Origin of the sequence: Lutibacter citreus (genome assembly GCF_003260195.1) — a bacterium.
GTDB lineage: Bacteria > Bacteroidota > Bacteroidia > Flavobacteriales > Flavobacteriaceae > Lutibacter > Lutibacter citreus.
Map to the genome: position 1 here is coordinate 132,395 of NZ_QEIH01000007.1, position 16,799 is coordinate 149,193.

Sequence of the window (16,799 nt, forward strand, 5' to 3'; positions counted from 1 at the left end):
CAATAATTGTCGTCTTAATTTTAACTAAACAAACTTATATTGGAAACTATACTCTCATTAAAAAATCTCGACAAACGATTTGGTACTATCCACGCTGTAAACAATTTATCCTTTGATATTCAAAAAGGAAATGTTTATGGTATTCTTGGTCCAAACGGAAGCGGAAAATCAACAACTTTAGGAATTATTTTAAATGTGGTGAACAAATCATCCGGTAATTTTAGTTGGTTTAATGGCAAATTATCAACTCACGAAGCATTAAAAAAAGTGGGTGCTATTATTGAGAGGCCAAATTTTTATCCATATATGACAGCTGTTCAAAACCTTGAATTAGTTTGTAAAATAAAAGGAATTAAAAGTTCTAAAATTGAAGAAAAATTAAAGACAGTTAATTTATTTAAACGAAGAGATAGTAAGTTTAGAACCTATTCTTTAGGAATGAAACAGCGATTAGCTATAGCTTCTGCCCTTTTAAATGATCCTGAAATTTTAATACTTGATGAACCAACCAATGGTTTAGATCCTCAAGGAATTCACGAAATCCGACAAATAATTAAAGATATTGCTGCTAACGGAACTACAATTTTGTTGGCATCACATTTATTGGATGAAGTAGAAAAAGTTTGTACCCATGTTGTTGTAATTAGAGAAGGTGTAAAATTATATTCAGGAAGCGTGGATGAAATGACAGCTTCACACGGTTTATTTGAATTAAAAGTTGAATCTAATCAAGATAAATTAATTAGTCTACTATCAAAATTTGAAGGAATTTTATCTACAAAAATTGAAAACGAAACTGTTATTGCCACACTAAACAAACCAGTTTCTGCAGTAGAGATAAATAACTACTTATTTAAAAATGGCGTTGTTTTATCACATTTAGTAAAACGCAAACCAAGTTTAGAACAACAATTTTTAACACTAACTAACAAAATATCATAATGTTACGACTTCTTAACATCGAAATACATAAATTAAAATACAATAGAGCAAGTAAAATTTTAATTTTAATATACTTTCTACTATTAACCTCAATAGCCTTAATTGCCGCCATTAAATTTGATGTTGGCCCCGTTAAATTTCACCTAGCTGAACAAGGAATTTTTAATTTTCCATATATATGGCACTTTAATACCTTTATAGCATCAATTTTTAAGTTTTTCTTATTATTAGTTATTGTTTCAATGATGGCTAATGAATACAGTAACAAAACTTTAAAACAAAATTTAATTGATGGACTTAGCAAAAAAGAATTTATATTATCTAAGTTTTATACGGTAATTGCATTTGCACTTGTTTCAACTATTTTTGTTTTTTTAGTATCTATAATTTTAGGTTATAGCTATTCTGACTTTACCGAATTTTCAATTGTAACTACAGATTTAGAGTATTTATTTGCCTTCTTCATCAAACTAACCGCATTCTTTTCTTTTGGGTTATTTATGGGCATTTTGGTAAAACGATCAGCTTTTGCAGTTGGAGGTATATTAATTTGGTTTTTTGGTGAAAGTATGCTAAAAGGTTATTTATTTTGGCAATTTAAAGATTTAGAAAACACTAGTGAGCGTGTAAATAGTATTATGCAATTCCTTCCTTTAGAATCTATTTCAAATTTAATAAAAGAACCTTTTACTCGTTTAAGTGCCGTAAAGACAGTTGCTAAACAGGTAGGTGAAAATTTATCTAAAGATTTTTCCGTTCAACCTTTAGATTTGTTAATAGTTATGGGGTGGACAGCATTATTTATTTATTTCTCATATGCTTTACTAAAAAAACGAGACCTTTAACCATATGTTTCTATTTTTAGTATATTATTTATCCTAAATATTAAACTTTTACATGTAAATTTGGTTTAACCAAAAAGACCATCTGTGAATAATTTTTCTTTTAATCATCTACTTTTCACTTTTTTGTGTTTGGTTATAAGTCAAATTAGTTTTGCTCAATTAAGTAAAACGCATTATATACCGCCACTTACATGTTCTGAATTTGGAAATGCAAATCCCGAAAGTCAGTATATCTACATTTCAACACCAAGTGAAAATGAGGTGCCATATACTGTAATTCCTGTAGGTGGAATAGGTGGTAATATTTCTGGATTTGTTTCAAAATCTACACCTAAGGAAATTTATATTGGTACTGGTTATTCTCAACTATTTGTACAATCAAGCAAAACAAGTAGCATAACTAACAATAAAGGATATATAGTTGAAGCAGAAGGGGTAATTTACGTATCTATAAGAATGAATGCAGGTGGCGGAGCTCAAGCAGGCGCACTTGTGAGTAAAGGACTTTCAGCACTTGGTAAAGAATTTAGAGTTGGAAGTTTTACTAACGAAAACCCACAAGACAATTATCTAAATTTTGTATCAGTAATGGCTACTGAAGATCGCACTAAAGTTGATTTCAGTAATCTTCCTTCGGGATTAATTATAAAAAATTATTCTGGTACTACTCCCGTATCAATAAATTTAGACAAAGGAGAAAGTTATATTCTTGCAACAAATAGCTTTTCAAGTGTTATTAATCGTGATGGTTTAATTGGCTGTCTTGTTTCTTCAGATAAAGATATAGTTGTTAACTGTGGTTCTGCAAATGGTAGTTTTCATAACGGAAATGGAAGAGATTATGGTATAGATCAAATTGTAGGAATTGAAAAAGTTGGAACTGAATACATTTTTGTAAAAGGAGATGGACGCGATGAATGGGAGAATATTTTAATTGTAGCTCATACTAATGGTACTTCAATAAAAATAAACGGAACAACATCTGGACCAACATTAAATGCAGGTGAATACTATTTAATTGAAGGAAATATTTACAACTCTGCAGGAAACATGTATGTTGAAACTTCTGCGCCTGTTTTTGCATATCAAGGTGTAGGTGCTACAACTTCTGAAGCAAATCAAGGAATGTTTTTTGTTCCTCCTTTAAGTTGTGAAACAAGAGGAAATGTAGATAATATAGCTGCTATTGAAAGTATTGGAACAACTTATTTTACAGGAGGAATTACTATAGTTACTAAAAAAAATGCAACAGTAACAATTAATGGTAATCCAATTAGTAATTATTCATCTATTGGGCCAAGTAATGTTAATGGGAAAGCCGATTATGTAACTTATAAAGTTACTGGTCTTTTTGGCAATGTTTCTGTTGAATGTGATGATGAATTATATTGTTCCTATTTTAATTATAATGGCTCAGCAACTTCTGGAAGTTTTTATTCTGGTTTTCCAACAGCTCCAGAAATAAATTTTGATGCTGTTTTTAAAACAAAAGGTATTTGTATTCCAAACATCACATTAGAAGCCTTAAATTCTGAAAACTTTGACACATTAGAATGGTTTTATGATGATGGTTCTGGTTTTAAAACTACCGGAAATAAAACCAATGAATTAATTCCTCTTAAACCTGGAAGATATAGATTAGATGGATATATAAATTGTACCAAATTAATTTTACAATCTTTTGAAGTTCCTTTAGGTTATTGTCCCGATGATATTGATGATGATGGAATTATTGATAATTTAGATATAGATAATGACAATGATGGAATTTTAAATTGTACTGAATCTAAAGGAGATGTAGTATTAAATTTAACTAATACTGCTAATCCAATAGCTATTTTTAATGATGGATCCACCCTTTCAAATTTAGCAACAGGCTCTTTAAATTCTTCAAATAATTCCAGTACACTAAATAGTTTTACAGGGAATTCTAATGGAAATTTTAAAAGTGTAATTTCTGCAACCTCAGATGGAAGTAATAATTATAAAATTTCGTTTACAAAAAATATTAATTTTAAATTTAGTGAGAATACTACAATTTCACATTCAATTATTGAAGGTGAAAAATTTATAGTTAGAATTGCTCCAACAGATAAAAATATAACTTTAATTGACCCTGACAATAGACTCTTAGTAGACACAAATTTTGATGAAATATTTGAAAAAGGAGTCTCAAAAATATCTGGGTCTGAAATTCATTTTAAAGTAAACCCATCACCTACTGGAAAGACTCCCTTTCAATTCTTTGCAAACAGCGTTTCTGGTTTTTCATTTATTCATGAATTAAAAAATACGAATAAAGCATCTACATTTAATGGTGTGTTTTCACTCACTTGCTATTTTAAAGACAATGATAATGACGGAATTGAAGATTCTTTAGATTTAGATAGTGACAATGATGGAATTCCGGATATTATAGAAAATTCTGGTAAAAAAGTGATTTTAAGAGGAGTTGATATTGATGAAAACGGATTAGACGATGTTTTTGATATCATATCAATTCCTATTGATACAGACAATGATAAAATAGTAGATTTTTACGATTTAGATAGCGATAATGATGGAATCTATGACTTATTTGAATCAGGAAGTAACTTACCCGATACAAATTTTGATGGAATTATTGATAATATAAATAAAACCATTGGTTTAAATGGATGGGATAACAATGCTGAAAGCTCTCCTGACAGTAACATTATTGGTTACACATTAAATGATAAAGACAATGATTTAATTTTTAGCTACATAGATTCGGATTCAGATGGGGATGAATGCTCCGATGTTTTAGAAGCTGGTTTTTCTGATTCAAATAATGATACTTATTTGGGTAATTCAACAGTTGTTATTGATGAGAATGGAATTGTTTCAAATGCAACGGATGGTTATACTCTTCCAAATTCTAATTATGGCACTTTTTCAGAAATTATTATAATAGAGCAACCAAAAGATCTCGCTTCTTGTATATTTTATGATTCAGTTTTTGAAATAACCACAAATTCGGTAAATTCATATCAATGGCAAATAAGTAAAGATAATGGCACAACCTGGAACAATATTGTTAATGATGAATTTTATGCTGGTGCTGAAACTGAACAATTGATTATAAAAAACACTCCTTTTGAATTTAATAATTACAAATTTAGAGTACAATTAAAAAAAGATGGAAATTTTTGCGGTGCTATTTCTGAAGAAGCAAAAATAACTGTAAACCCAGTGCCAATAGCTAATTCGGTTTCAAATATAGAACTTTGTGACAATCTAAACGATGAAGACGATACAAATGGGATAGTTCAAAATTTCAATCTAGAAACTCAAACAAAATTAATTTTAGGAACTCAATCAGAAGCAAATTATACAGTAACTTATCATTTAAATAAAGAAGATGCAGCTTCTGGAGAAAATCATATTATCAGTCCTTTTGAAAACATATCAAGTCCACACTCTCAAACTATATTTGTTAGTGTTTTAAATAACAAAACACTATGCCGAAATTATAACCTTACGTTTAATCTAATAGTTAATTCACTCCCAAAAGCCAATGCAGCAACAGATATTAAAGAATGTGATAATTTAGAAGACGGAGATGATTTTAATGGTATTGTTCAAAGTTTTAATTTAGAAAGTAACACCAATGTTATCTTAGGAACTCAACCAAAAGAAAAATTTTCGGTATCATATCATTTATCAAAAGAAGAAGCTATTACAGGAAACAACCCATTATCTAGTCCGCATTCAAATAAATTAAGTCCAGATTTACAAACAATTTATGTACGAGTTTTAAATAAAACAACGGGCTGTGTAAATCCTCATTCAACTTTTAATGTAATTGTAAATAAGCTTCCTATAGCAAATCTTGTTAATGATTTAGAAGAATGTGATAATTTAAATGACGGAAACGATACTAATGGAATTATTCAAAATTTTAATTTAGAAAGTTTAACAAGTGTTATTTTAGGAACTCAAAATAATGCAGACTTTAAAGTAACTTATCACTTAAAAGCTGACCAAGCTATCTCCGGAAATAATCCAATATCAAGTCCGTTTGAAAATAAAAATAGTGCCCATACTCAAAAAATTTATGTTAGAATTTTAAATAAAATAACTGGATGTGTAAATCCTCATTTAAGCTTTAATATAATAGTTAATCCATTACCAATTTTAAAAAATAAAACTGTTATTTTAGAACAATGTGATGATGATGAAATTACAGATGGTTTTAGTATTTTTAATTTAAACGAAGCAAATCAACTCATTTCTAAAGATTATTTAAATGAAACATTTGAATTTTATTTAGACAATGGATATTCAACTAAAATTGAAGATCCTATCGCTTATAAAAATCCATCAGCAATTAATAGCGTTGTTTTTGTGAAAATAATTACAACAAACGGATGTGAAAGATTTGCTAAAATTCTTTTAAAAGTTGGTGTAACTCAAATCCCTCCAGATTTTGAAGTATTAAATTATTATAAATGTGAAAACCTTCCATCTAATAACCAAGACGGTAAAACCTTTTTTAATTTTAGTGACGCAGAACAAATAATTAAGAATAGTAACCCCCTATTTTCATTACAATCTGTAACAATTTCATTTTATGGAAATTTAGAAGATGCACTTTCAGAAATAAATAAAATAGAAGACATTTCAAATTACCAAAATACAACAAAGTGGTTTCAAAAAATATACGTACGCATAGATAGTGATGAAGTAAATGCCTGTTTAGGATTAAATCATGTTGTAACATTAAATGTTGAACCATTACCTATTGCAACTCCAATAACTATTAAAAGACAATGTGATGATAATCACGATGGTTTTTATCCTTTTGATGTTTCAACTATTGATTATAAAATTAGAAATGGACAAAAAGATGTTACAATTAGATACTTTAATGAAAAAGGAATTGAATTACCTAGCCCTTTACCTAATCCCTTTTTAACTAAAAATCAAACTATCAAAATTAAAGTTACAAATAACAATACCAACACAACAAATGGTCCTTGTTCTGATGAAACAGAATTGATATTTATTGTAGATGATTTACCTCAAATTTATCCTTTAAATGTTGTTCCAGTATGTGATGAAGAAGATAACAACGACGGTATTTATGATTTTGATACATCTAGTATTCAAACTACATTATTAAGAAATCAAAAGGATGTAGAAATTCATTATTATGATCAAAAAGGAAATGAATTATCAAGTCCGCTACCAAATCCATTTACAACTTTCTCACAAACTATTTCAGTTGAAGTAATAAATCCAATTAATAGAACCTGCAAAGCAAATAGTTCATTTGATTTAATTGTTAATGAATTACCAGAATTTGAAGTAACTACACCTCAAATAATTTGTATTACAGCACCTCAGTCACCTCTTGTTTTAACTCCCAATATTGGAAATTTAGATCAAAATTCCTTTGAATATTCTTGGCATAATGAAAATGGAAAATTACTTTCAAATGAATTTGAATTCAACGTTTTTAAAGCAGGCCTTTACTATATAACACTTACTAAAAATGACGGGTCTTTTTGTTCAAGAACTAAAGAAATACAAGTAAATCCTTCTGCAGTTGCCAATTTTGGTATTTTTGATATAGATATAGTTGATGATTCTGAGAATAATACTATCACCATTAAAACAGATAATTTAGGTATTGGAGATTATGAATTCTCTCTAGACAATGAAAATTTCCTATACCAAGATAAACCATTTTTTGAGAAAATTAAACCAGGAATACACACTATTTATATCAGAGATAAAAATGAATGTGGAATTAAATCTGTTGATGTTCCAATAATAGGATATCCAAAATTTTTCACTCCAAATAATGATGGTCACAACGATACTTGGAAAGTAATTGGAGTAAATGACCAATTTTATGGAAATGCAAAAATTTACATTTTTGATAGATTTGGAAAATTAGTTCATCAAGTAAAACCAAACGAAAATGGTTGGGATGGAACATTAAATGGCAGACCTTTACCTTCTTCGGATTATTGGTTTACTGCAGAATTAATTGATATTAAAGGGAATATTAGAATTAAAAAGAGTCATTTTAGCCTTGTTAGAAGGTAACTCTTTTATTCTCTTACTTTAATTTTTTATATTTACTAAATACAACTTTAGTATAAATGAAAAAAGGACTCCTTTTAATCACTTTGTTTACTTTCCTAAATTCTTTTTCACAAGGAGAAGCTAACATTTGGTATTTTGGAGAAAAAGCTGGATTAAACTTTAATTCTGGCAAACCCGTTTCAATAACCAATAGTGAATTAAGTACACGTGAAGGTTGTTCATCTTTTTCTGATTCTAAAGGAAATCTACTATTTTATTCAGATGGAACTACGGTATGGAATAAAAATCACATTCCAATGCCAAATGGAAGAAATTTAAAAGGTGGTTCTTCAAGCTCTCAATCTGCTATGATTATTCCAAAACCAAAAAGTTCAACTTTGTACTATCTTTTTACTGTGGGATCTTTAGCAAATGAAAACCCTGGTTTTAACTATTATACAATTGATATGACCAAAGACAGTGGTAATGGTGATATTGTGCAAGGCCCTATTGATTTAAATGAAGGTAGAGAATTTGAATGGTCGGAAAAAATAGCCGCAATTAATGGTAAAGAGTGTGAAACCTTCTGGGTAATTTCTTATGTTTCTAATGAATTTAAAGCTTTTAAAATTACAAAAGATGGTGTTGCTGTTAACTCAATATCAACAATGGTAGATTTTATAGCTAATGATAGAAGAGGTTATTTAAAAATATCTCCTAATGGAAAAAAAATTGCAATTGCTCATATGAATGATAAAACGTTGGTTTTATATGATTTCAATAACAGTACTGGAGTAGTTAGCAACCCTCAATATTTTGAATTCCCCCAACCTGCTGATAGCCCTTACGGTATTGAATTTTCAGGAAGTGGAGATAAATTATATGTACATACCAGTAATGATTTTTTCAGTCAAGAGGAGCATATTTGGAACAATCCAGAAAACCATAAATCTGCATTATATCAATTTGATTTAACATTTACCAACGCTTTTCAAATTTCAAATTCTAGGGTACAAATAGATTCTCAAAACCTATATAGAGGCGCGCTTCAATTAGGACCAGATCAGAAAATTTATAGAGCACTTTCTTCTTCTTACAATAATGGTACTAACTATTTGGGTGTTATTGAATACCCTGAAAATAATGGCTTAGAATGTTCATATAAACATAATGAAATTAATTTGGGTTTAAAAAAATCAACTCAAGGACTACCACCGTTTATTGCTTCAATATTTTATCAAATTGAAATATTAAATGCATCCAAAAATGATGAAATTGTCACCAATAAAAAAATAAAACTATGTGTTGGAAGTAATTATACTTTTAATACTGAAAGTCTTTCTGGAACTCCTACCTATGAATGGAAATTAAACGATTCTATAATTAGCCATAAAAGTAATTTATCCATAAAAAACATTCAAAAATCTAGTGAAGGATTTTACCAACTAGAAGCTCATATTGTAAATGATTGTGGCAAGAAAATTATTTACAAAGGTAAATTTAATGTAGCTGTTTTTGATCCTCCAATTATTCCTACTAAAATTATTTATAACCAATGTGATATTGATACTGATAGTTTTGATGGAATTACTCAATTTAATCTTGAAAACAAAATTCCAGATATTATAAATAACAATCCTAATTTAGAAGTAACTTTTTATAAGTCTGAAAGTGATTATGAAAATGAAAAGCCTATAGAAACCCCTTCAAATTATATATCTTCAACAACAAATAATTTACTCTTTAAAGTTAGCAACTTACAATCTGAATGTTCGTCTATTGGTAAAATGGAATTAAACGTGTCTCCCACTAGTTTAGAAAACTATAATACTATATATGTTTGTGAAAATGATAATGGACTAGCAACTAAACATAGTCAATCTAGCGGTGTTGGAAGTTTTAATTTTGAATTAAAAAGAAATGAAATAAAAGACTTATTTAACACATCTGATATTAGTGTAGAGTTTTATGAAACTTCTAAAGACGCACAACTTCAGCAGCATCCTATTTCAGGTACTAAAGAATATGCAAATCGTGAAATATTCGTTAATTTCTCTAATAAAAACAGCTGTATTTCAATAGGTAAATTTAATCTTGTAGTTAACAAAATACCTACACCAAATTTTATTGAAGAGGATGTTATTTTATGTGTTGGAAGTATTGATGATAATCCATCTCAAGAATATTTTATCGCTTTAGATGGAGATTCTCATGTAAATACTGATACATATAAATGGTATTTTAATGAAGAACCAATTTTTGAAGCTACAAAACCTATTTATTATGCAAATAAAGAAGGGAATTACAGAGTTGAAGTTACTAGAACATTTAAAAATGATATTACTAATAATCACGATACTACACAATGTGAAGGGTTTAGTATTTTTAACGTAATTGAATCTAACAATCCTGTTTTGTATCCTAAATTTATTACAATAATTGATGATTCTTCAAACAATAGTATTACAATTGATAAGGATAAATTGGGTATTGGTAATTATCATTTCTCTTTAGATGATCTTTATGGCGAATACCAAGATGAACCTGTTTTTGAAAATGTTTCAACAGGTTTTCATACCATTTACATTGAAGATAAATATGGTTGTGGTTTTGATCAATCTACAGTTTCAATAGTTGGATTCCCTAATTTTTTTACACCTAACAATGATGGTATAAATGATTATTGGAGAATTTCAGGAGTGAATAGCAATTTTTACCCATCTTCAAACATTCATATTTTTAATAGATACGGAAAAATAATAACAATTTTAAATCCAGATTCTTATGGATGGAATGGTACTTTTAACGGTAAACAACTCCCCTCTTCGGATTACTGGTATTCTGTAGAATTAACTGATAAACTAGGAAACAAAAGGTATAAAAAAGGGCATTTCAGCTTAATTAGAAGATGATTTTGATTATTTTTCACAAAAATTATTAATAAATACCAATTGAAACGTTTAGGTTTAATCATATTATTTTTATTTATAAACTCCTCTTTGATTTTTGCTCAAAGAGAAGCTGGGATATGGTTCTTTGGAAAAAACGCTGGTCTGGACTTTAATAGCGGATCACCAGTAGCTCTAAATGGCGGTCAATTACAGACTACCGAAGGTTGTTCAACAATATCTGATAGAAATGGAAATCTTTTATTCTATACTAACGGATCAACTGTTTGGAATGCAAAACACCAGATAATGCCAAATGGAAATGGTTTGTTAGGGCATAAATCTAGTACACAATCCGCTATAATAATCCCAAACCCGAGTAATCCTGATATATATTACATATTTACTGTTGATCAACCTGATGAAAAAAATGCTGATGATATCCTAACAAATGATATAGATGATGGTATTAATGATGGCTTAAATTATAGTGAAGTTAATATGAGTTTAAATGGTGGATATGGTGCTATAAATTCTTCAAAAAAAAACATCCATTTAGTAACTTACAATCCAAATAACCCTAAAGAGGTAGCTTATAAATGTTCAGAAAAAATAACCGCAGTTCAACATTTTGATGGAGACTCTTACTGGGTAATAACTCATTTTATTAACAAGTTTTATGCTTTTAAAGTATTAAATTCTGGAGTACAACCAACTCCTGTTGTTTCTACAACTGCAACAGAGGTTTCTACTGTAGGTTACAAAAACAATGCAATTGGCTATTTAAAATCATCTCCAAATGGTAAAAAACTGGCCATTGCACATGCTGGTACAAAATCTTCAACTCAAACAGGTCCAAAAAATCAAATAGAAAGAAAAACTGGAAAAGTACTATTGTATGACTTTGACAATGTAACTGGTATTGTCTCAAACCCAACATCTTTATTAAGTTCAACCAATCCTTACGGTCTTGAATTCTCTCCAAAATCTAAAAAATTATATGTAACTGTTAATCATTTTGATGATGCAGGAATTACTGAAGGCAGTTCTCTTTTTCAATTTGATTTAGAAAAAAATGAAATTGCAATTAATAAAGTTTTAATAGTTAAAAATGAATATTCTGCAGGAGCATTACAAATGGCTATTGATGAAAAAATTTACAGAGCGGGATATGTTCCTTTCTCTAGTGGTAGTAAAACTCTTTCTGTTATTAATTATCCAGAAAAAAACGGAAGTGAATGTGATTATAAATCTAATACAATTAATTTAAATGGTAATATTGCTTTACTTGGTTTACCTCCTTTTATCCAATCTCTTTTTCTATTCAATTTTAAATTTGAAAATACTTGTTACGGAGATTCAACACATTTTTATATAACTACTTTAGAAACTATAGATTCCGTTTTATGGGACTTTGGCGATGGTTCAACATCAACAAATATTGAAGCTTATCATACATATAAAAATCCAGGAAAATATACTGTTACATTAACAAAAACAGTTAATGGCGAAATAAAAGAGCCTAGTATTAAGGAAATTATTATTAAAGAAAAACCATTAATTTTAACTTCAATTTATCAATTAGCACAATGTGATTCTTATGATAGTGACCCTAATGATGGACTGGCTATATTTAATCTTAAACATAGTATTGAATCATTAACCTTAAACAAATCAGAAGATTTTGAGGTCTATTTTTATTTAAATAATAATGATGCTGAAAATGATATTTATAATCAAAACCCATTGCCAACATCTTATAAAAATACAGTACCTAACCAAATAATAACTGCAAAAGTAATTTACAAAGATTCTAATTGCTTTAGTTTAGGAAAAGTACAACTTTCCGCAAATTCGAGTATTTCACTTCATACAAATGATATAATTAGTTGCGATTTAGGAGAAGGAATTGCCGAATTTAATTTAACAACTAAAAAGAATGAAATAATACAGACATTAAACCTTCCTAATACGGTTTCCTTTTTATTTTTTGATAATGAAGAAAATGCTATAAACAATACACTTCCTCTAAATGAAATTTACATATCAAGTGAAAAAACAGTGTATTTTAAAGTAGAAAATAATGGTATTTGCTATGGTTCTGGTTTGTTTAATTTAAAAGTAAACTATTTTCCTCCAGTAGAATTAAATGAAAGCTTATTTATTTGTGAAAATAATTTTCCAATAAAAATAAGTCCAAATATTCCTATAGACCAACAAGGGAATTATGATTATAACTGGAGTAATGGCGAAAAATCACACGAAATTTCAGTATCTAATGAACAACAAATTTCAGTTACTATTACAGATAAAATTTTATTATGTAAAAAAATAAAAACATTTAAAATTATAAAAGTAACCGCGCCAAAAATTATTGATATTGAAATCAATCAAACCAAAAATGAAGTAAAAGTTTTGACTGAAGAGAATCATGATAATTTATACATTCTTAATGATATTAATGGAATTTATCAAACTGAAAATATTTTTAGTAATGTTAGAGCTGGTACACACACCGTTTATGTGAAAAACAAGTACAACTGTGAAGTTTCAACTAAGAAAATTTTTGTTTTAGGATTTCCAAAATTTTTCACTCCAAACAATGATGGCATTAATGATGTATGGGAAGTAAAGGGTTTAAATTTTAAAGAATTTAGATATTCCAAGATTCATATATTTGATCGTTTCGGTAAATATTTAGCTACTATAAATCCAAACTCAAGCTGGAATGGTTTTTATAACAATGCTTATTTACCTTCAACAGATTATTGGTTTTCAATAAATATTACTGATAAAAACAATTCAATAACAAAAAATTATAAAGGGCATTTTAGTTTAATTAGAAGATAATTTATTAGGCTCTAATAACAAGATACTATAAATAAGTTTATTTTTGTAAAATGCTTTTCAAATTAGAATCTAAATTTAAACCTACAGGAGATCAACCAGAAGCTATAAGACAGTTGGTTGAGGGAATAAACTCCAATGAAAAATACCAAACACTTTTAGGTGTAACCGGATCTGGAAAGACTTTTACGGTAGCCAACTTAATTGAAAAAGTTCAAAAACCAACATTGGTATTGGCTCATAATAAAACTTTAGCAGCTCAATTATACTCTGAGTTTAAACAGTTTTTTCCAAATAATTCGGTTGAATATTTTGTATCTTATTATGATTATTACCAACCAGAAGCATTCCTCCCAACCACAGGGACATATATTGAAAAAGATTTATCTATAAATGAAGATATTGAAAAACTACGTATAAGTGCATCTTCTGCACTTCTTTCGGGGAGAAGAGATGTTATTATTGTGGCTTCTGTTTCTTGTATTTATGGTATTGGAAACCCTGTTGAATTTAAGAAAAATATCATTTCAATAGAAGTTAATCAAGAAATTGCAAGAACCAGATTTTTAAAACTTTTAGTGAATAGTTTATATTCTAGAACTGAAACTGAAATTAGTAGTGGAACCTTTAAAGTTAAAGGAGATACCATTACTGTATATCCTTCATACGGTGAACACGCATATAGAATACATTTTTTTGGTGATGAAATTGAAGAAATTGAAAGTTTTGATGTAACCAATAATATGGTTGTTGAAAAATTTGAACAGTTAAAAATATATCCAGCAAATTTGTTTGTTACATCTCCTGATGTACTTCAAAACGCCATCCACGCTATTCAAGAAGATTTAGTGAAACAAGTAGACTATTTTAAAGAAATAGGCAAACACTTAGAAGCTAAACGACTTAAAGAAAGAACAGAATTTGATCTTGAAATGATTAGAGAATTAGGTTATTGTAGTGGTATTGAAAATTATTCAAGATACTTAGATGGTAGAAATCCAGGAACCAGACCGTTCTGTTTATTAGATTATTTTCCTGATGATTATTTAATGGTTATTGATGAAAGCCATGTAACTGTACCTCAAGTACATGCTATGTATGGTGGAGACAGATCTAGAAAAGAGAACTTGGTTGAGTATGGTTTTAGATTACCTGCAGCAATGGATAACCGACCACTTAAATTTGAAGAATTTGAAGATATTCAAAATCAAATAATATATGTTAGCGCCACTCCTGCAGATTACGAACTTGAAAAAACTGAAGGGATTTTTGTTGAACAAGTAATTCGCCCTACAGGATTATTAGACCCCGAGATTGAAGTTAGACCAAGTATCAATCAAATAGATGATTTAATTGAAGAAATTCAAATTCGTGTAGAAAAAGATGAACGAACATTGGTAACAACTTTAACCAAAAGAATGGCTGAAGAATTAGCTAAATATTTAACTAGAATTCAAATTAGATGTCGTTATATACATTCTGATGTTGATACTTTAGAGCGCGTTGAAATAATGCAAGATTTAAGAAAAGGGTTGTTTGATGTTTTAATTGGAGTAAACCTATTAAGAGAAGGTTTAGATTTACCTGAAGTTTCTCTAGTTGCAATTTTAGATGCTGATAAAGAAGGTTTTTTACGTTCACATAGATCATTAACCCAAACAATTGGTAGAGCTGCAAGAAATGTAGAAGGAAAAGCCATTTTGTATGCAGACAAAATTACAAGAAGTATGCAGCAAACAATGGATGAAACTTCAAGAAGAAGAATAAAACAAATTGAGTACAACACTTTAAATAACATCACTCCTACTCAAATTAAAAAAAGTATAGAAAATACATTAGCTAAAAATACAGTTGCGTCTTATAACTATGATAACGCCACAAATTTGGCCGCTGAAGGTCAATTAGATTATTTAACTAAACCACAATTAGAAACTAGAATAAAGGAAAAACGTAAGCAAATGGAAGCTGCTGCAAAAGCCTTAGATTTTATAGTTGCAGCAAGTCTGAGAGATGAAATAAAATTATTGAAAGAGAAAATATAATTGCGTCTTTACTAAAGCCACACAGCTGAAAGTTTATTTTCAATTACAAATTAATTACATTTTATAATGATTCATTATCAATTTTTCGTACATCTTGCTTGGTAATATTTTCTTTAGAACTATTGAGAATTTTTGCATAAAGTCACCAACCTTATAATGCACTTTAGGCTTACCTGTATTTATTATTTTAAAAATTGCTTCGGCCATTTCAATTGGATCACTTCCTCCGTTTACATGGGCATCCATTAAATTTAAATTTTCCTGATACTTTTGTTTGTAAGGAGAATCTTCAATAACAGGAGTATGATATCTACCAGATGCAATATTTGTAGCAAAATCGCCCGGCGCAACATTAGTCACTTCAATTCCAAAGTTTTTAACTTCCATTCTAATTGCTTCAGTAACAATTTCAAGAGCTCCTTTAGTTGCAGAATATATACCTCTAAAAGGTAATCCCATATAACCGGCAATAGAAGTTACATTAATAATTAAACCACTTTCTTGTTTTCTCATTTGCGGTAAAACAGCTTTCATAACATCAACAGCTCCAAATAAATTTGTATCAAAAACTTTACGCATTTCATCTGTAGGTGTTTCTTCAATAGGACCTGTTATTCCCATTCCTGCATTATTAACCAATACATCCAATCTGCCTTCATTTTTAATAACTTCTAAAACAGCAGCATTAATTGTTTCAATATTTCTAACATCTAAGGCTACTAATTTAAAGGGATGGTTTTTAATATTTATAGGATTCCTACTTGTTCCATAAACAACAAATCCTTTTTTAGTTAAAAACTCACCAACAGATTTCCCTATTCCGGATGAACCTCCTGTTATTAATACAACTTTAGACATAAATAGATAATTAATTTGAAAAATTTGGTCAAAAGTACGTTTTCAAACTTTATGAAAACAATTTAACCTTTATTTTATTTGAGAGAAAATTTACTTTCAGAACAAAAGTAAAGTGCATAAAAAAAGGCAAGCTACCTACATCACACTGCTACAACCTAATACCTTTGCTGCGTTCCCGCCCTGGAGGATTCAAAGGGAGCTAGTTGTGTAGGACTTGCCGGCTGCAAAAATACAATCAATTTTTAGTATAAACAACCATTTTTCTATAATTTTTTGTAACATTTTTAATTAACTGTTTACTAATATATTATTAACGAAAA

General features: G+C 28.9%; 7 protein-coding genes and 1 other RNA gene. 6 read left to right on the forward strand and 2 right to left on the reverse strand.

Annotated features, from left to right (window positions below):
• The first annotated feature begins 39 nt into the window (after window positions 1-39).
• The 6 genes from DAD81_RS15450 (at window position 40) to uvrB (ending at window position 15,621) form a co-directional block, all read left to right on the forward strand.
• Entirely contained in the window at window positions 40-942 is a 903-nt protein-coding gene (locus DAD81_RS15450; protein ID WP_111709205.1) for an ABC transporter ATP-binding protein, read from the forward strand.
• The gene (locus tag DAD81_RS15455; protein WP_111709206.1) at window positions 942-1,787 is read left to right on the forward strand and encodes an ABC transporter permease; all 846 of its coding nucleotides are present in this window, start codon (window positions 942-944) and stop codon (window positions 1,785-1,787) included. Before DAD81_RS15450 ends, DAD81_RS15455 begins: the two co-directional genes overlap by 1 nt.
• A gap of 84 nt (window positions 1,788-1,871) precedes the next feature.
• Complete coding sequence (locus DAD81_RS15460; protein ID WP_157961158.1) at window positions 1,872-7,865, forward strand: T9SS type B sorting domain-containing protein; 5,994 nt, start codon at window positions 1,872-1,874, stop codon at window positions 7,863-7,865.
• 56 nt (window positions 7,866-7,921) lie between these two features.
• On the forward strand, window positions 7,922-10,756 hold the full coding sequence (locus tag DAD81_RS15465; RefSeq protein WP_111709208.1) for a T9SS type B sorting domain-containing protein: 2,835 nt from the start codon (window positions 7,922-7,924) through the stop codon (window positions 10,754-10,756).
• A gap of 87 nt (window positions 10,757-10,843) precedes the next feature.
• The gene (locus DAD81_RS15470) at window positions 10,844-13,582 is read left to right on the forward strand and encodes a T9SS type B sorting domain-containing protein (protein ID WP_111709209.1); all 2,739 of its coding nucleotides are present in this window, start codon (window positions 10,844-10,846) and stop codon (window positions 13,580-13,582) included.
• 50 nt (window positions 13,583-13,632) lie between these two features.
• The gene (gene uvrB, locus DAD81_RS15475; protein WP_111709210.1) at window positions 13,633-15,621 is read left to right on the forward strand and encodes an excinuclease ABC subunit UvrB; all 1,989 of its coding nucleotides are present in this window, start codon (window positions 13,633-13,635) and stop codon (window positions 15,619-15,621) included.
• A 54-nt stretch (window positions 15,622-15,675) separates the two neighbouring features.
• Here uvrB and DAD81_RS15480 read toward each other — a convergent pair whose 3' ends face one another.
• Together DAD81_RS15480 and ffs are read right to left on the reverse strand one after the other, a co-directional pair.
• Window positions 15,676-16,479 (reverse strand): SDR family oxidoreductase, encoded by an 804-nt coding sequence (locus DAD81_RS15480; protein WP_111709211.1) that lies wholly within the window; start codon window positions 16,477-16,479, stop codon window positions 15,676-15,678.
• Between the two features lie 121 nt (window positions 16,480-16,600).
• Window positions 16,601-16,699, reverse strand: an RNA gene (gene ffs / locus DAD81_RS15485) — signal recognition particle sRNA small type.
• Window positions 16,700-16,799 lie beyond the last annotated feature (100 nt).